A 16,609-nucleotide genomic window follows, 5' to 3' on the forward strand; every position below is an offset into this window, starting at 1 on the left:
CGATCAAAGCTCTTTTTCGGCCAGTTCGCGAAATGCATCCGGCACCGAACGGGAAACTCCCAGCGCAACCGATGCGTAGCCGACCGCATCCCATCCGAAGCGATTGCGTATCGCGTCGACGGCGCAGTCGGCTACCCAGCGGGTCATGCCTTTCCTGGTGCCGGGGCGGCGCTTTTCGTCTCTCAGTCCGAGCGGCAACTCCAACTGCAATCCCGATCGTTCCTCGAGATGTGACACCGAGATTGCCAGCAGCGAGATCGTGTGCTCGTCAGGATGATCGGCAAGCACGGCGCGCACCAGTTCCTCGGCGATCTCCGCAAGCATTGCGGTGGCCGAGATCGGTGCGTCGAGTGTTATGGACCGCGTGACCGCACGCAGATCGGCGAAGCGGACGCGAACGGTCACGGTCCGACCAGGCCTGGATTTGGCCCGCAGCCGGGTGGCAACCCGGTCGGCAAGATGCAGCAGCGTCGGCCGGAACACGTGCTCTTGCGCCGGCCTTTTGCCAAGCGCCGACTGTGCCCCCGCCGATTGCGCGCGTCGGTGCGTCCTGATTTCGCGAGGATCGCGGTTCCACGCCAGATCCGCCAGCTTTTCTCCCGCGGCGGGACCAAGCAGTTTTTCGAGCGACCAGCCCGGTGTTTGCGCCAATTGCCCGATGGTGACGACACCGATTTCGGCGAGCCGCGCTTTGGTTACCGGGCCAACTCCCCACATCAGTTCAACGGGCAGGTTGTGAAGGAAATCCAGCTCGGTCTCGGGATCGACCACCGCCAATCCGTCGGGTTTTGCCGCCTGCGAAGCGATTTTCGCCAGATGTTTGGTACGCGCCACGCCGACCGAAATCGGCAATCCAAGCTCGGTCCGCACTCGGTGCCGGATTGCCATGGCGATCTCCGCAGGCGGTCCAAACAGCCGTGTGCATCCTGCGACATCTGCAAAAGCTTCGTCGATCGAAATCCGTTCGACGAGTGGCGTGAAATCGTTGAGCACGGCGATGGCCGCGTCGCCCAGCCGCTGGTAGTCCTTGAAATTGCCGCCGACAAAGATGAGTTGCGGACAAAGTTCGCGCGCCCGCCTTCCCGGCATGCCGCCACGCACCCCGAAAGCCTTGGCTTCATACGACGCGGCAAGCACCACGCCACCACCGACTGCGATCGGTTTGCCGCGCAGCGACGGATCGAGCAACTGCTCAACCGAGGCATAGAAGGCATCCAGGTCGGCATGGAGGATGGTGGCTGTCGTTTCCATCCGACCGTTTCGCCCTGCGATATCCTGAAAAATAGCCCTACGGGTCAGCAAGAACAAAAATAGAACAAACGTGACGGATTGTCAAGACGGATGCATGACACCTCCCGCAGCGAGCAAAACTGATGAACCTTTTTGCGCGCGCCTGCGACTGATGGGCATGGAGCGGAGGAACCGCCCAGCGATCAAAGGAGTTCATCATGTCGATCAAGCGCACATTTGTCTCGGGTCTCGTCGCGGCCGCGGTTGCTGCAAGCGCCGTTCTCGGATCGGTCGAGCAATCGGCCGCCGGAAAGCTCTCCCACAACGAGAAGGCTGCTCTTTTGGGCATCACCGGCCTGATCATCGGCGCCGCCATCGCCGGCGGCGGAAGCCCGGTCCATCACGATTATTATGGTGGGAACTCCTGGGAGCGCCATGTCCAGCGCTGCTATGCGCGTTATCGCAGCTATGACCACCGTACCGATACCTATGTCGGTTATGACGGCTACGAACACCGCTGTCGGCTCTAGTGGACTGAAACGCAACGAAGAAAGGACGGAAGGAGCGGCGCTGCCGCTCCTTCTGTTTGCTGCGTCATCCCGCACGTGAAAATTTGCCACCGATCATCCGCGTCACCTCGGCTGCCGCGTCGCGCACCAGCGGTCCGATGTCGGCGACACGCTCCAGGGTGACGCGCACCGTCGGTCCGGAAATCGAAACTCCGGCAACCGGTTCGCCGAATTCGTTGAACACGGGAGCGGCGATGCAGCGCATACCGGGATGCCGTTCCTCGTCATCGATGGAAAAACCGCGCTCGCGTATCTGCAGCAGGTCGCGCGCCAGGGCAGGGGCGTCGGTGATGGTCTTCGGCGTGTAGGTCTCCAGCCCTTCCTTGCGCACGATCGCTGTCACACGCTCGCCCGGCAGATGCGCGAGGATGGCCTTGCCGATACCGGACGCATGGAAGGAACTGCGCGTGCCCGGACGGAAGAAGGCGCGGATTGCCTGATGAGTCTCGACCTGGCTGACGAACACCACGCAATCGTCTTCGGCGACGCCGAGATTGGCGGTCTCGCCGGTTTTTTCCATCAGGTCCTGCATGACGATGCGTGCGCGGTCGACCAGCTTGCGGCGGCGCAGGAAGGCGGAACCCATGCGGTATGTCTCGACGCCGATCGACCAGAGTTGGTCGGTACGATCGAACTCGACCATGCCATGCCCTTCCATGGTCGTCAGCATGCGGTAGGCGGTGGAGGCGGCGAGCCCGGAGGCCGCCGCCACTTCGCTCAGAGAGAGACCGTCGCCATCGGCGATGATGGCCAGGATGCGCAGCGCCCTGTCCAGAGACTGTACGGAGCTGTTTTCCGCCGGTCCGTGAAAGGAGCGCGGGCGTCCGCGCTGCCGCTTCTCGATGGTCTCCATGCTGAATCCTTCAACTGTGTCGCCCAGAATAATAAAAAATATTTCCGCAATTTGAAATACCCTCGAATTTGAAAAACTGAAAACATTTTAGAATCAATGGTTAGCGATTTTTGGATCATAATGAAAAAAAATTCTGGAAAAATTGAAAAATACGTCAGCCGGGTGCATTCTCAAGCCCAATCAGACTTCATCGTTGGAAGGACAAAGAGATGGCCAGGATGCGTGCCGTTGATGCGGCGGTTCTTGTTCTCGAGAAGGAAGGGATCGATTGCGCGTTCGGTGTGCCTGGCGCGGCGATCAATCCGTTCTATTCGGCGCTGAAGGCGCGCGGCACCGTCCGCCATATCCTGGCGCGCCATGTCGAAGCCGCCTCGCATATGGCGGAGGGCTATACCCGTGCCAAGGCAGGCAATATCGGGCTTTGCATCGGCACATCGGGGCCGGCCGGCACCGACATGATCACCGGGCTTTATTCGGCCTCGGCCGATTCGATCCCGATCCTCTGCGTCACCGGCCAGGCGCCGCGCGCCCGGCTCACCAAGGAAGATTTCCAGGCGGTCGACATCTCCGCTATCGCCAAGCCGGTCACCAAATGGGCGGTCACCGTGATGGAACCCTATCAGGTGCCGATGGCATTCCAGCAGGCGTTTCACTTGATGCGCTCCGGCCGGCCTGGGCCGGTGCTCATCGACCTGCCGGTGGATGTGCAACTTGCCGAAATCGAGTTCGACATCGACACCTTTGCGCCGCTGCCGGCCTACAAACCCGCGATCACCCGGGCGCAGGCGGAAAAGGCGGTCCGCATGCTGAACGAGGCCGAGCGTCCGCTGATCGTTGCCGGCGGCGGCATCATCAATGCCGACGCGTCGGATCTGCTGATCGAATTCGCCGAGATCACCGGCGTTCCCGTCGTCCCGACGTTGATGGGTTGGGGCACGATCCCCGACGATCACCGGCTGATGGCCGGTATGTGCGGGTTGCAGACCTCGCACCTCTACGGCAATGCGACGATGCTTGCCTCGGACTTCGTCTTCGGCATCGGCAACCGTTGGGCCAACCGCCATACTGGTACCGTCGAAAAATACATGGCCGGCAAGAAGTTCATTCATGTCGACATCGAGCCGACACAGATCGGCCGCGTCTTCGCACCGGATTTCGGCATCGTTTCGGATGCGGGGGCGGCGCTCAAGATGCTGCTCGACGTCGCCACCGAGTGGAAGACCGCAGGCAAGCTGCGCGACTGGTCGGGCTGGGCGAAGGAGTGCCAGGCGCGCAAGAAGACAATGAAGCGCAAGACGCATTTCGACCAGGTGCCGCTGAAGCCGCAGCGCGTCTACGAGGAGATGAACAAGGCGTTCGGTCGCGACACCTGCTACGTCTCCACCATCGGCCTCAGCCAGATTGCCGGCGCGCAATTCCTGCACGTCTACAAGCCGCGCAACTGGATCAATTGCGGCCAGGCCGGCCCGCTTGGTTGGACCTTGCCGGCCGCCCTCGGTGTTCGCGCTGCTGATCCGAACCGCGATATCGTAGCACTTTCAGGCGATTACGACTTCCAGTTCATGATCGAGGAACTGGCCGCCGGTGCTCAGCACAAGCTGCCCTACATCCACGTCGTGGTGAACAACGCCTATCTCGGGCTGATCCGCCAGGCGCAGCGCGGCTTTTCGATGGATTTCGAGGTCAGTCTCGCCTTCGAGAACATCAATACCGTTGGCCATGCCGAGGTCGGCTACGGCGTCGACCATGTCGCGGTTGCCGAAGCCATGGGCTGCAAGGCGGTGCGTGTCCGCCGGCCCGAAGAATTCGCCAAGGGTTTTGCCGAAGCGAAGCGGCTGATGAAGGAACACCAGGTTCCGGTCGTGCTTGAGTTCATCCTGGAACGGGTGACCAACATATCGATGGGCACCGAGATCGACGCCATCGTCGAGTTCGAGGAACTCGCCGAAAAGAATGAGGACGCACCGACGGCAATCGCGCTGCTCGACTGAGTGAACCGGCTGTATGTAGGTGTATACAAGACGGCGGAGGCAGGTTATCTGTCCTCTGGCCACCGCACGGAATGAAGGGAAGGGAAATGCCGCGCTTTTCAGCTAATCTGTCGATGCTTTTCACCGAATACGACTTCCTTGATCGTTTCGATGCGGCTGCCCGCGCCGGGTTCAAGGCGGTCGAGTATGTCGGTCCGTATGACCACGCGCCGGAGGTCGTTGCTGCCCGCTTGAAGAAGAATGGGCTTGCCCAGGCATTGTTCAACCTGCCGCCGGGCGACTGGGGCAAGGGCGAGCGCGGCATCGCCGTGCTGCCGGACCGCGTCGATGAATTCAGGCGCGGCATCGACACTGCGATCGTCTACGCAAAGGCGCTGGGCTGCACCCAGGTGAACTGCCTGGCCGGCATCGCACCTCAAGGTATCGGTGCAGACGAACTTGAAGGCGTTTTTGTCGAGAATCTCCGTTATGCCGCTGCAAAGCTTGCAGAATCCGGCATCCGCCTGCTGATCGAGCCGATCAACACGCGCGATATTCCGGGGTTCTTCCTGACAAATTCGAAACAGGCGCTGGCAATCATCGACCGCGTCGGTTCGAACAATCTCTTTTTGCAATACGACATCTATCACATGCAGGTCATGGAGGGGGATCTCGCCCGTACCATCGAGGCAAATCTCGGCCGCATCGCTCATATCCAGCTCGCGGACAATCCCGGTCGTCATGAACCGGGGACGGGCGAGATCAACTATCCGTTTCTCTACGAGCATCTCGACAGTGTTGGCTACACCGGCTGGGTTGGCGCCGAATACAAGCCAAAGGCTGCGACCGAAGCCGGCCTGGGCTGGTTCCGCGAGGCCTCGAAAACCACGAAAAACGCAGCTGCCTGAATGGCTTGGGACAATAAAATGGAAAAGATAGGCTTCATTGGACTGGGTATCATGGGCGCGCCGATGGCGGGGCATCTGCTGGATGCCGGCTACGAAGTGATTGCCAGCGATCATCGCAGCGCGCCGTCGAAAGACCTAATCGCCAAGGGCCTGAAAACCGTCAAAGGCAGTGACGCGGTGGCGCGGGCGGCCGACGTTATCATCACCATGGTGCCGGACACGCCGCAGGTGGCGGAGGTGCTGTTTGGCGAAAAGGGCGTCGCTTCCGGCCTTTCAAAAGGCAAGCTGGTCATCGACATGAGCTCGATCTCGCCGATTGAAACCAAGGAGTTTGCCAAGAGGATCAACGACTTGGGTTGCGATTATCTCGATGCGCCGGTATCCGGCGGCGAGGTTGGCGCAAAGGCTGCGTCCTTGACCATCATGGTCGGCGGCGAGGAGAAAGCCTTCGAACGCGCCAGACCTGTGTTCGAAAAGATGGGTAAGAACATCACGCTGGTCGGCGGCAACGGCGTCGGGCAGACGACCAAGGTCGCCAACCAGATCGTTGTCGCCCTGACCATCGAAGCGGTTGCCGAGGCGCTGGTTTTTGCGTCGAAGGCCGGTGCCGATCCCGCGAAAGTCCGGCAGGCGCTGATGGGCGGGCTGGCTGCTTCGCGCATTCTTGAAGTGCATGGCGAGCGCATGGTCAAGCGCACCTTTGCTCCCGGCTTCCGCATCGAACTGCACCAGAAGGATCTCAATCTCGCGCTGGAGGGGGCAAAAGCGCTTGGCGTCGCGCTACCGAACACCTCGACCACGCAGCAGCTTTTCAACTCCTGCGCGGCCAATGGCGGCGCCAAGGAGGATCACTCGGCGCTGGTGCGGGCGCTGGAGCGCATGGCGGGGCACGAGGTGGCCAAAGCCGCGGGTGCCGCGGGCGGCCTGAACTCAAGCGGAGGAACGAACCATCCGCCGGCGACGTAGGCGTAGCACCGGCTGCAGGCCAACGATAGCGCCGAGAATCGTGATCACGAGCAGGGAGGCGATAATTGCATCTTCGCCCTGCCGGTTGTCGGCAATCCGCTCCACGGCCCGCCCCAGGTTCGGAAACAAGAGCCCCAGGCCGATGGCGACGATCAGCGATGCGATTCCCGCGAAGCCGGAAGCTAGCGACTCCACCGCCGTCCATTTCGCGCCGTGATGGCGCGCGGTGCCAGTGATCAACCCCACGGCAAAAGCAGCCATAAGGGCGAGCAGGAGATATGCGTAATACATCGCGCGGTTCCTCGACTGCCACTCAAGGTTGCGAAAGATAACTCTTCGCCGCATAAAGCGCCACCGCCGCGGCATTGGAAACATTGAGCGAGCGGATCGCGCCCGGCATGTCGAGCCGGGCAAGCGCGGTGACGGTCTCGCGCGTTTTCTGGCGGAGGCCTTTTCCCTCGGCACCCAGCACGAGCGCGATTTTCTTGCCGGCGAAAGTTTTCTCCAGTTCCGCCTGCCCATCCGAATCGAGGCCGATCGTCTGGAAGCCGGCGTCGTGCAACTGGTTAAGCGCATCGGCGAGGTTCTTCACCTCGATCAAGTCGATGTGCTCCAGCGCGCCGGAGGCGGATTTCGCCAGCACGCCCGATTCATGGGGGCTGTGACGCTGCGTGGTGATCAGCGCGCCGGCGCCGAAGACAACCGCCGAACGCATGATGGCCCCGACGTTGTGCGGATCGGTGACCTGGTCGAGCACCAGCACCAGAGGGGTATCGCCAAGCGCGTCGAGCGCCTTGGGCTTCAGCGGCAGCGCCTCGACAAGTACACCCTGATGCACGGCATCGGTGCCGGTCAATTTGTCGATGTCGCGCGGTTCGACGATCTCGGCAGCGAAGGGCAGGGCGGCGATCTCGGTGATTTCCAGCCTTTCCAGTGCGTTGCGGGTGGCAAGCATCCGCTTGATCTTGCGGCGCGGATTGTCGAGCGCCGCGCGCACCGTATGGATGCCGTAGAGCCGCACCTGGCCGTCGGGTGGATTTTCGCCAGGCGGCAGCGGTTTCTTCGGACGGAACTGCGGGCCCGGGCCGCCAGCCTTCTGGTCGCGGTGCGCGCGCCGCAGCTTGGCGTAGTGGGTGTCTTTCGGGCTTCCGGATTTTTTGTCGTCGCTCATGGCAGCTTCTATAGCCGTGTGATCGCAGGTTGGATATGCCCGACCTGTCGATGGTGCTGTCGATATGGCGCGAAAATGGCGGGACTTGTGGTTGACACCACAGGACCTTGCCGCCATAAGGCGCTTCGCGGATTTAGGGCGGGCTTTCTGGCTTGGCCCGTTACGCGGGAATGCCTCGTTGCGTGGCTCCGTCGGCAGATTGGAGGGGTGCCCGAGTGGTTAAAGGGGACGGACTGTAAATCCGTTAGCTCAGCTTACGTTGGTTCGAATCCAACCCCCTCCACCACTGCCGGACCGGAAGCCAGCGCATCGCCCGAAAAGCGTATCGCTATTCAGCGTTCGCGAATTAGACGCTGACGTCCGATCCGCGTGTCCTCACGGTCACTGTGCCGGGATGGAACGGCGCGAAGAATTCTCTGATCTCAGAAGAATGTCTTAAGTGCTTGTAACACTTGGTACTTTTCGTTGACCAGAAGAAGCATCGACCATTTGTCGAAGGTCGTGCAGGGATGGCCGTTGCCAAAGCCGACCATGTCGCCCACCTGCAGGGGGCTATCCGACGGTATGTCCAGGTGACAATGTTGGTCGCTTAGCGCCCGGACAACGTGGCCAGCCGGCATGTCCTGCGGGTTAGGCATCCCGCCGCCCGGCCGATACCAGCGCAACGGCACGGGCATGCCGGTGTCGATGCCGACATCGCGTTTCCCCATCGTCAGAATGGCGCGGCCGCTCTCCGGTCGTGATTGCACGTAAGCCCAGACCTCGAGCGCGGCTGCAAGACCGCCGGGCGGGAGCTGGAGCGTGGTTTGGCTCACGATGCGTTTGAATGCCGAGGCGTAGCCGATCGAATCGTGGGTCAGGTAGCAGCCGGATCGCAAAACGCGCAGAACCGGCCGCGAAAACGCCGCGCGGTCGAATCGCTCGCCGACGCGGTCGAAGAAACTCGAGCCTCCCGCGCTGATGACGATTTGATCCGCTGGCTGATCCGCCGTATCGAACAGGCCTTCCGCCAGAGCGATGCCGGCGGTGGCGGCGACGGCGTCGATCAATGCGTCGGCTTCCAGCGGGGTCGGGAGCAGACCCTCGAAACATTCAAACCCGGCAAGCGCAAGTCCGGGGGTGGCGACGACTGCGCGCGCGATATCCAGGGCCTCCTCCGGCGAACGGACACCAGTGCGCCCACCGACGAAGCCGATCTCCACCAGCACCCGCAAGGGGTTGCCTTTCGGGGGCGGGGTGCGGCGCGCGCCATCCGCAAGCAGCGCAAGGCCTTCGGTGCTGTCGGCCAGGCAATAGAGCTCGATGCGGCTGTCCCCCTGCAAGGCCCTGAAACAGGCGTCGATGGCCATTGTGCCGACCGGCTGGTTGGCCAGCACGACACGCGCGACGCCAAACCGCCGGCACACTTCCAACTGCTGGATCGTCGCGACGGTGATGGCCCAGGCGCCGTCCGCAATCTGCAGGTCAAACAGATGTGGCGACATCGTCGTCTTGCCGTGCGGCGCGATCAGCAGGTTGTTGGCCTTGGTGAAGGCGCTCATCCAGGCGCTGTTGGCGGTGACGAGATCACTGCGGATGATGGCGACCGGCATCGGCAGGTCGCCATTCAGCACGTTCCAGCCCTGATCGCCGACATCGCCGAGGCGCAGCGCCGGCACGTCGAAAGGCAGGCCCTTCGTCGAGCGATCGAGAATAAGGCCGTCGAGCAGGGCGAGGTTCAGGCGGGGAAGAAAGGTCATTGGGAACTCGGATGTCGGGATATGCGGGTCGCCGGCACGCACTCAAAGAGCACCTGGCGACCTGCGGAGGGAGCAGGCGGATTTGAACTGGATCAGGCGGCTTCGCGCACGAAATGGGTCGACGACACCTCTCGCATGGGCCGTTCCACCGGCACGAAATCGACGTCGCGTACCGCGCTGGGAATTTCGTCCGCCATGGGTTCACGTCCTTCGGGGCGCTGGGTCGGGTCGGCCACGGGCACGGTTGAAAGCAGCTTGCGGGTGTAGGGATGCTGCGGGTTACCGAAGACGGAGCGCCGGTCGCCGATCTCGACGATCTCGCCGAGATACATCACCGCGACACGGTGGGCGATGCGCTCGACCACAGCCATGTCGTGGCTGATGAACAGAAGGGCGATACGCATTTCGTGTTGCAGGTCCATCAGGAGGTTGATGACCTGCGCCTGGATCGTCACGTCGAGCGACGCGACGGCTTCGTCGGCGATTATCAACCGCGGGTCCAGGGCCAGGGCTCGCGCGATGCAGATGCGTTGGCGCTGCCCGCCGGAAAAGGCATGCGGATAGCGTTCGAGATGCTCGGCGGGGAGTTCGACCTTGGCGAGCAACCGGGCTGCGCTGTCCCGCCGCGTCTTTGTCGTGCCCATGCGGTGTACGCGCATCGGATCCATCAACGCCTGTTCAATCGTCATGCGCGGATTGAGCGACGAGAACGGATCCTGAAAGATCATCTGAACGTCGCGGCGGAAGCGCGCCAGGTCCCGACGCGGCGCGCCGATCATTTCCATCCCGTCATAGCGGATGGAGCCGGACAGCGGTTTCTCGAGTTGGATCAGGCTGCGCGCAACTGTCGACTTGCCGCAGCCGGACTCGCCGACCAGTGCCAGCGTCTCGCCGGGAAAGATATCGAACGACACATTCTCGACCGCATGGACGCGTCCGGATATGCGTCCCAGCACGCCGCCGCGCAGATCGAAGCGGGTCACCAGGTTACGAACCTCGATCAGCGGCGCATCTTTATCGCGTGGCGTGGGGGTGGTCATGGGATCGTCTCCGCGAGCTTTTGCGCGGGTTCGTAGACGACCAGCGGAAATTTCTCCGGCGTGTCCGTCTCGGCCATGCTGCCGAGGCGCGGCACGGCTGAAATCAGCGCCTGGGTGTATGGATGCTGGGGCGCTGCGAAGACCTCGTAGACGGAGCCGGTTTCGACGATATCGCCCTTCAGCATCACGCAGACGCGATCCGCGATCTCGGCGACGACCCCCATGTCGTGGGTGATGAAAAGCACCGACATGCCGATCTCGCGCTGCAGCGCGCGCACGAGGTCGAGGATCTGCGCCTGTATCGTCACGTCGAGCGCTGTCGTCGGCTCGTCGAGGATCATGAGCGACGGCCTGCACGCCAGCGCCATGGCGATCATGACGCGTTGGCGCATGCCGCCGGACAGCTGATGCGCGTACTGATCGAGCCGCCGCGCCGCGTCAGGCACGCGCACAAGTTTCAACACGCCCAGCGCAATGTCGCGCGCTTCGCGCTTCGTCTTGCCCTGATGGCGGATGATCGCCTCGGCGATTTGGTCGCCAATGGTGAAAACCGGGTTCAGGCTCGACATCGGATCCTGGAAGACGATCGACATCTCATAGCCGCGCAGCAGCTCGATACCCTTAAGGGAAAGCTTCGTGAGGTCCGATACCTTGCCATCCTTCAGGCGCATCAGGATGCGGCCGCCGGTAATCCTGGCGCCGTCGTGTTCAGTCAGCCGCATGATGGTCATCGCTGTGACCGATTTGCCGGAGCCGGACTCGCCAACCAGCACCAGCGTCTCTCCGCGCGCTATCGTGAAGGAGATGCCGTTCACCGCCTTGATCGGTCGGCGCCCTTGCGACGCAAAGCCGACTTCTAGTTTCTCGACCGCCAGAATGACGTCGTCCGGCAATGTTGGATCGGCAACTTTGATCGTCGACAAATGAAGTCCTTCGATGACACGCGGCTTGGCTTTGCTGACTGGCATCGAAGGCAATCGACGACCCAACTGTCAATAGCCGCTGTGGCTGAGGCACCCTTCAGCGGCGACGATCAAGCCGAACGATTACGCATGATGCACACCCCGTCGCGGCTATCCTTTTACGAAACAGTCGGAAATGCGGGCATTTGGTGTGCTCATGGAGCTAACTATGCGCGTTTTGCATTGGCGTATCGGTTTTGGCATACGAAATGCAAATCGGGGCTTAGCGGGCGATTGATATCGCGCCGTCGAGCCGTCGCTCGGAAGTCTGGGCAAGAAATTTCCACAGCGCCTCCGCGTCGCGGCTGCCCGAACCGGTGCGGCGAAAGATGCGGATTTCCATTTCGAGTGAAAGCTGCTGGCCGCCGATCTGGACAAGCTCGCCCTGGGCGATGGACTTGCGGACACAGATTTGCGGCAGCCAGGCGACCCCATGGCCGGCGACGGCCATGTGTTTGAGTCCCTCGGCGAGTGAGGACTGGTAAACGATGCTCAGATTGAGTGGTCGGCGCGAACGCGATCGGATCAACGAGATCAGCTTGCCGAGGTAGCCGTCGTTCCAGGAATAGGCGAGGTAGGGAACTTCGTCGCCTTCGGCCGGGTCGAGCGTAAACAGGGGCTGGCCGGAGGAATCGACACCGGAGACGAGGACCAGCCGGTCCTTGCCGATTTGCAGCGATTCGAAGGGCCCGGCCTCCAGCACGGGCGGTCCGTCCGGGTGATCGTAGGTGATGACGAAATCGCACCGGCCCGAGGTCAGATGCTCGATGCATTCCAGGAAGTCGGCCGTGTGCATGCTGGTGCGCATCGGCGCGTTCGGCATGTCGGGCGAGTGGACCCAGGTCGGAAAGAAGTAGATCGCCAGGGTGTGCAGCGAAGCGAATGTGATGAGCTGCGAGCTGGCACCGGCGACATTGCGGCAGTCCGTTCGCAACCGGTACATTTCCCGCACCATCTCCTGGCAGCGTGGCAGGAACATATTGCCCGCGCTGGTCAGGCGCACGGGGTATGTGCTGCGATCGACCAGGCTGGCGCCGACCCAGGTTTCGAGCGATTTTATCCGCCGGCTGAATGCCGGCTGGGAGATGTTCCGCGCTGAAGCGGCGGTCGAGAAGTTCCGCGTCGCGACGATTTCCAGAAAGTCCTCGAGCCACGCCAGTTCCACAAATCGGCCTCATGCGTATTTTGCATAACCGATCCTATCTACACATTGGACAGCAGCGCAAGTGTACTCCTAGCCTGCCGGCAAAAAGCAAGAAACCTCCGCCAACCGGGAACCAACAATGAAGCGAATTCTAGCCCTTGCCTTGTGCCTCGGCCTCAGCGCCGCTGTATCGCCGGCCATCGCCGAAACCAAGAACCCTGGAACCTTCGTGTTCCTCTGGACGGACGACATCCTGTCGTTCGACCCAGCCTACATCGCCAACACGCCGAGCTCATACGGCGTGTTGAACGTCTACAGCCGCCTGCTCAACTACAAAGGCTCCGAAATCTCCGAATTCGTGCCTGCGATTTCGGCCGAAGTGCCGTCACTGGAAAACGGCTTGATCAAGGAGGGTGCCGACGGTTCCGTCAGCTACACTTTCCCGATCCGCAAGGGCGTGCGCGCCCATCAGGTCGGCATCAAGGGTGCCGACGGCAAGATCACCTGGGAATATCTGGACAAGCTGACCGAGGAGCAGAAGGCCGCCATCGAGCCGGGCTATGGCGAAATCACCGCCGAGGATGTGCGCTACTCGTTGATGCGCGCCATCCTGCAGGGCCAGTCCTGGATGTCCAACGCGATCACCGAAGTGGTCACCGCCGGCAAATATACCGACATCGCCAAATGGGTTGAAACCGAGGGCAAGGTCGAAAAGATCGCCGACGCCAGCCCGGAAGTCCTGCGCAAGGTCTATGACCAGCTTGCGTCGCAGTTCACCATCGATGGCGACAAGGTCACGTTGACGCTGCCCAAATCCTTCCCGGCGACGCTGGGCGTCATTGCGCTGCCGTTCGGCACTTCGATCGTCGACAAGGAATGGGTGACGGATGTCGGCGGATGGGGCGGATCCGGCGACGACTGGATCAAGCACTACAAGCCGGAACTCGCCGCCGACCCACTGTTCGACAAGGAGAACGGCACCGGACCGTTCATGCTGGAAGAGTGGGATCGCACCGATCGCCGCATCACCATGAAGCGTTTCGAAAACTACTTCATGGGGCCAGCATCGCTTGAGCGGGTGGTCATGCGCACCGTTCCGGAATGGACGACGCGCCGATTGCAGCTGCTGTCGGGCGATGCGGATTTTGTCACCGCGCCGGTCGAGTTCCTCGACGAGCTGAGCAAGACCCCCGGCGTCAAGGTCACGGATGGGTTGCCGAAGGTCTTCGGGCGTGGGCTGTTTTTCGCCTGGCCGCTCGATGAGGCCGACAATCCGGCCCTCGGCAGCGGCCAGTTGGACGGCAAGGGCATCCCGGCGGATTTCTTTTCCGATATCGATGTACGCAAGGGCTTCAACTATGCGCAGAACTACGATGCGTTGCTGAAGCAGGTCCTGCTGGACAAGACGGTGCAATCGCACGGACCGACCGTGCGCGGCATCATGGGCTATCGTCCGGATTCACCGATCTACACCTACGATCCGGCCAAGGCCGCGGAGCATTTCAAGAAAGCCTTCGGCGGCAAGCTGTGGGAAACCGGCTTCACCTTCACGGCCTATGTCCAGGAAGGCACGCCGCAGGGGTCCGCAGCACTTTCGGCCCTGCAGCAGGGGCTCCAGCGGATCAATCCCAAGTTCAGGATGCAGATCCAGTCGCTGCCATGGGCTTCGATCTCGGACAAGCTGAACAATCGCGAAAAGCCTGCCTCGCCGCTGACCTATATGGGCTGGGGTCCGGACTATTCCGATCCGGGCGGTCCGCTGGGTGCCGCTTCCTACTATCTGTCGCCGACCGGTCTTGTCGGTGGCATGGTCGGACAAGGCTATCGTGACCTGATGGCGGAGAAGTTCAAGCCGCTGCTGGACGAGGCATGGGCGTCGAGCGATCCGGCCGTGCGCGAGCCGATCTACGCCAAGCTGCAGGAGATGTCTCACGAATACGCCACCACACAGTTCCTGTGGGAAGATTTCGGCTACATCGTCACCCGCGACAATATCGATGGCTTCGTCAACAACATGATCCTCTACGGGGCATGGGACTTCTATCCGATCAAGAAGGCGAACTGATCCGCCTCGCTTCCAGCCGGGCGGCATTGCCGCCCGGCTATTCTTTTCAACCGGATATTTTCATGTGCTGAACTATGCCCTGCGACGGCTGCTGATGTTGCCGGTCGTCATGTTTGCCCTGTCGCTGATGATATTTGCCTTGCAGATGTCGTTGACGCCGACGCAGCGCCTGGCGGCCTATGCCCCTTCGCCGGACTATCTGAAGGGCGGCCAGGAAAGCATCCGGCGCATGATCGAGCAGTATGGGCTCAACGACCCGTTCTATGTCCAGTACGGGCGCTGGATCGGCAACATCCTGAACGGCAATCTCGGCTGGTCCGAGACCGCGCGACAGCCGGTGGCGACGGCGCTGTCCTCGCTCTTTCCCGCGACGATGGAACTGGTTCTGCTTGCCTTCATACCGGGCCTGCTTCTGTCGATCTATCTGGGTTCGCGCGCCGGCATCTACCTGAACAAGTGGCCCGACCACCTGATCCGCTTCTTCACCATCATAGGCTGGTCCTTTCCCGTCTACGTCTTCGGCCTATTGATGCTGCTGATCTTCTATTCCGTGCTCGACTGGTTTCCGCCGGGACGCCTGAGCCAGTGGGCGCAGGACGTCGTCACCTCGAACCAGTTCGTCCGCTACACCGGCGCCAACACGGTCGACGCGCTGCTGAACGGCAATCTGCCGGTCTTCTTCGATTCGCTTCGCCACCTGGCCGCGCCGGCCATCTCGCTGATCTACGTCAACCTCGCCAGCATGACGCGCATCATGCGCACCTCGATGCTTGAGACCCTGCGCCAGGACTATGTGCGCACCGCGCGCGCCAAGGGCATGCCGCGCCGCGTGGTCGAACTGCACCATGCGCGACGCAATGCTTTGCTGCCGGTCGCTACCATCGCCGGCATGGAACTCGCCACCATGATGGGCGGCGTCGTCATCACTGAAACGATCTTCGACTATGCGGGGCTGGGGCAGTTTTCGGCCAAGGCAGCGGCCAATCTGGATTTCCCGGCCATCCTCGGGTTTGGCCTGTATTTCGTCGTGGTTCTGGTGGTGATGAACCTGATCGTCGACCTGATCTATCCGCTGCTCGATCCGAGGGTGAAGACCAAATGAAGGCGCTTCGCTACCTCCTGAAAAACCCTGTTTCGCTGTTTGGCGTCCTGCTTCTGCTGGCCTTCGTGCTGATCGCGATCTTTGCGCCGCTCCTGGCGCCGCCGCAGGAATTCCAGATGTCGGTCTACGACACGCCGCGTGCCGGCTTCCTGGCAACTCCGCAACCGCCATCGGCGGAAGCGATCTTCGGCACGACCGAAGGCCAGTACGATATCTACTACGGGGTGATCTGGGGCACACGCACGGCGTTCAAGATCGGCCTCGGCGTCGTCTCGATCTCGCTGCTGATCGGCACGATCATCGGCGCTGTCGCCGCCTTCTACGGCGGGCTGCTCGACGAGTTCCTGATGCGCGTCGTCGACGTGTTCATGGCGGTGCCGTTCTTCATCGCCGCGATGATGCTGGTCGCCCTGATGGGGAAGGGGGTCATCCCCGTTTTCATTGCGCTGACCACATTCGGCTGGATGCCCTACGCCCGCGTCATCCGCAGCGAAATCCTGCGTTTGCGCGAGATGGATTACATCCATGCGGCGCGCGCCTATGGCGCCAGCGACATCCGGCTGATCGTGCTGCATATCTTGCCGAACGCCATCTTTCCGGTGCTGGTGCTGGCCACTATGGCGACGGGCTCCATGGTCCTCACCGCCTCCGCGCTCAGCTTCCTCGGCGTCGGCGCGGAGGAAGGCTATGCCGACTGGGGCCAGTTCATCGCCTATTCGCGCAACTGGATCATCGGCCAGTCAGGCAATCCCTTCCAGTACTGGTACACGCTGGCGTTCCCTGGCGCCGCAATCTTCCTGTTCGTCCTGTCATGGAACCTCGTCGGCGATGCGCTGCGGGACATGTTGGACCCGCGCCACCAAGCCCACTGATCAATCCGGAGGTAACGT

Annotated in this window: 15 protein-coding genes and 1 tRNA gene; 8 read left to right on the forward strand and 8 right to left on the reverse strand. The window is 61.8% G+C overall.

Translation table 11 applies throughout. The annotated features are described in order from the left end of the window. Window positions 1-3: 3 nt before the first annotated feature. A complete protein-coding gene (gene dinB / locus OHD58_RS11375; RefSeq protein ID WP_263803376.1) occupies window positions 4-1,251 on the reverse strand; it encodes a DNA polymerase IV in 1,248 nt (415 codons plus the stop codon). A gap of 197 nt (window positions 1,252-1,448) precedes the next feature. On the opposite strand from dinB, the gene OHD58_RS11380 reads away from it, so the two are divergent. Next, complete coding sequence (locus OHD58_RS11380) at window positions 1,449-1,760, forward strand: BA14K family protein (protein WP_263803377.1); 312 nt, start codon at window positions 1,449-1,451, stop codon at window positions 1,758-1,760. Between the two features lie 64 nt (window positions 1,761-1,824). Here the strand turns inward: OHD58_RS11380 and bhcR are convergent, their stop codons facing one another. Then, complete coding sequence (gene bhcR, locus OHD58_RS11385) at window positions 1,825-2,652, reverse strand: HTH-type transcriptional regulator BhcR (RefSeq protein ID WP_263803379.1); 828 nt, start codon at window positions 2,650-2,652, stop codon at window positions 1,825-1,827. Between the two features lie 209 nt (window positions 2,653-2,861). On the opposite strand from bhcR, the gene gcl reads away from it, so the two are divergent. The 3 genes from gcl to OHD58_RS11400 all read left to right on the forward strand — a co-directional run bounded on the left by gcl (window position 2,862) and on the right by OHD58_RS11400 (window position 6,496). Then, the gene (gene gcl, locus OHD58_RS11390) at window positions 2,862-4,643 is read left to right on the forward strand and encodes a glyoxylate carboligase (protein WP_263803380.1); all 1,782 of its coding nucleotides are present in this window, start codon (window positions 2,862-2,864) and stop codon (window positions 4,641-4,643) included. 86 nt (window positions 4,644-4,729) lie between these two features. Further along, window positions 4,730-5,530, forward strand: coding sequence for a 2-oxo-tetronate isomerase (gene otnI / locus OHD58_RS11395; protein ID WP_263803381.1), 801 nt, complete (start codon window positions 4,730-4,732; stop codon window positions 5,528-5,530). A gap of 18 nt (window positions 5,531-5,548) precedes the next feature. Continuing rightward, the gene (locus tag OHD58_RS11400) at window positions 5,549-6,496 is read left to right on the forward strand and encodes a 2-hydroxy-3-oxopropionate reductase (RefSeq protein ID WP_263803382.1); all 948 of its coding nucleotides are present in this window, start codon (window positions 5,549-5,551) and stop codon (window positions 6,494-6,496) included. Here the strand turns inward: OHD58_RS11400 and OHD58_RS11405 are convergent. Further along, entirely contained in the window at window positions 6,461-6,787 is a 327-nt protein-coding gene (locus OHD58_RS11405; protein WP_263803383.1) for a hypothetical protein, read from the reverse strand. The two genes, OHD58_RS11400 and OHD58_RS11405, sit on opposite strands and share 36 nt — an antisense overlap. A 22-nt stretch (window positions 6,788-6,809) precedes the next feature. Beyond that, complete coding sequence (gene rlmB / locus OHD58_RS11410; protein WP_263803384.1) at window positions 6,810-7,667, reverse strand: 23S rRNA (guanosine(2251)-2'-O)-methyltransferase RlmB; 858 nt, start codon at window positions 7,665-7,667, stop codon at window positions 6,810-6,812. Between the two features lie 201 nt (window positions 7,668-7,868). Here rlmB and OHD58_RS11415 point away from each other — a divergent pair. Beyond that, window positions 7,869-7,953: transfer RNA gene (locus tag OHD58_RS11415), tRNA-Tyr, on the forward strand. Between the two features lie 136 nt (window positions 7,954-8,089). On the opposite strand, the gene OHD58_RS11420 is transcribed toward OHD58_RS11415, so the two are convergent. The 4 genes from OHD58_RS11420 to OHD58_RS11435 all read right to left on the reverse strand — a co-directional run bounded on the left by OHD58_RS11420 (window position 8,090) and on the right by OHD58_RS11435 (window position 12,573). Beyond that, complete coding sequence (locus OHD58_RS11420; RefSeq protein ID WP_263803385.1) at window positions 8,090-9,406, reverse strand: alanine racemase; 1,317 nt, start codon at window positions 9,404-9,406, stop codon at window positions 8,090-8,092. A 92-nt stretch (window positions 9,407-9,498) separates the two neighbouring features. Beyond that, complete coding sequence (locus OHD58_RS11425; RefSeq protein WP_263803386.1) at window positions 9,499-10,446, reverse strand: ABC transporter ATP-binding protein; 948 nt, start codon at window positions 10,444-10,446, stop codon at window positions 9,499-9,501. Next, entirely contained in the window at window positions 10,443-11,414 is a 972-nt protein-coding gene (locus OHD58_RS11430) for an ABC transporter ATP-binding protein (protein WP_263803387.1), read from the reverse strand. Before OHD58_RS11430 ends, OHD58_RS11425 begins: the two co-directional genes overlap by 4 nt. A 217-nt stretch (window positions 11,415-11,631) precedes the next feature. Then, on the reverse strand, window positions 11,632-12,573 hold the full coding sequence (locus tag OHD58_RS11435; RefSeq protein ID WP_263803388.1) for a LysR substrate-binding domain-containing protein: 942 nt from the start codon (window positions 12,571-12,573) through the stop codon (window positions 11,632-11,634). Window positions 12,574-12,691: 118 nt separating this feature from the next. Between OHD58_RS11435 and OHD58_RS11440 the strand changes: the two genes are divergently transcribed. From OHD58_RS11440 to OHD58_RS11450, 3 genes are all read left to right on the forward strand, one after another. Beyond that, window positions 12,692-14,617, forward strand: a complete 1,926-nt coding sequence (locus tag OHD58_RS11440) for an ABC transporter substrate-binding protein (RefSeq protein WP_263803389.1) — start codon at window positions 12,692-12,694, stop codon at window positions 14,615-14,617. 64 nt (window positions 14,618-14,681) lie between these two features. Continuing rightward, complete coding sequence (locus tag OHD58_RS11445; RefSeq protein WP_263803390.1) at window positions 14,682-15,719, forward strand: ABC transporter permease; 1,038 nt, start codon at window positions 14,682-14,684, stop codon at window positions 15,717-15,719. Beyond that, complete coding sequence (locus OHD58_RS11450) at window positions 15,716-16,591, forward strand: ABC transporter permease (protein ID WP_263803391.1); 876 nt, start codon at window positions 15,716-15,718, stop codon at window positions 16,589-16,591. Before OHD58_RS11445 ends, OHD58_RS11450 begins: the two co-directional genes overlap by 4 nt. Window positions 16,592-16,609 lie beyond the last annotated feature (18 nt).

The organism is Mesorhizobium sp. ZC-5 (assembly GCF_025753855.1).
Classification (GTDB): domain Bacteria; phylum Pseudomonadota; class Alphaproteobacteria; order Rhizobiales; family Rhizobiaceae; genus Neomesorhizobium.

What these genes read in the sequence shown, in the direction of transcription:
- rlmB (WP_263803384.1), bottom strand. Translation starts at nt 7,667, where the DNA reads ATGAGCGACGACAAAAAATCCGGAAGCCCGAAAGACACCCACTACGCC.
- OHD58_RS11430 (WP_263803387.1), bottom strand. Translation starts at nt 11,414, where the DNA reads ATGCCAGTCAGCAAAGCCAAGCCGCGTGTCATCGAAGGACTTCATTTG.
- OHD58_RS11400 (WP_263803382.1), top strand. Translation starts at nt 5,549, where the DNA reads ATGGAAAAGATAGGCTTCATTGGACTGGGTATCATGGGCGCGCCGATG.
- OHD58_RS11425 (WP_263803386.1), bottom strand. Translation starts at nt 10,446, where the DNA reads ATGACCACCCCCACGCCACGCGATAAAGATGCGCCGCTGATCGAGGTT.
- OHD58_RS11405 (WP_263803383.1), bottom strand. Translation starts at nt 6,787, where the DNA reads ATGTATTACGCATATCTCCTGCTCGCCCTTATGGCTGCTTTTGCCGTG.
- OHD58_RS11450 (WP_263803391.1), top strand. Translation starts at nt 15,716, where the DNA reads ATGAAGGCGCTTCGCTACCTCCTGAAAAACCCTGTTTCGCTGTTTGGC.
- OHD58_RS11380 (WP_263803377.1), top strand. Translation starts at nt 1,449, where the DNA reads ATGTCGATCAAGCGCACATTTGTCTCGGGTCTCGTCGCGGCCGCGGTT.
- gcl (WP_263803380.1), top strand. Translation starts at nt 2,862, where the DNA reads ATGGCCAGGATGCGTGCCGTTGATGCGGCGGTTCTTGTTCTCGAGAAG.
- OHD58_RS11420 (WP_263803385.1), bottom strand. Translation starts at nt 9,406, where the DNA reads ATGACCTTTCTTCCCCGCCTGAACCTCGCCCTGCTCGACGGCCTTATT.
- bhcR (WP_263803379.1), bottom strand. Translation starts at nt 2,652, where the DNA reads ATGGAGACCATCGAGAAGCGGCAGCGCGGACGCCCGCGCTCCTTTCAC.
- otnI (WP_263803381.1), top strand. Translation starts at nt 4,730, where the DNA reads ATGCCGCGCTTTTCAGCTAATCTGTCGATGCTTTTCACCGAATACGAC.
- OHD58_RS11440 (WP_263803389.1), top strand. Translation starts at nt 12,692, where the DNA reads ATGAAGCGAATTCTAGCCCTTGCCTTGTGCCTCGGCCTCAGCGCCGCT.
- dinB (WP_263803376.1), bottom strand. Translation starts at nt 1,251, where the DNA reads ATGGAAACGACAGCCACCATCCTCCATGCCGACCTGGATGCCTTCTAT.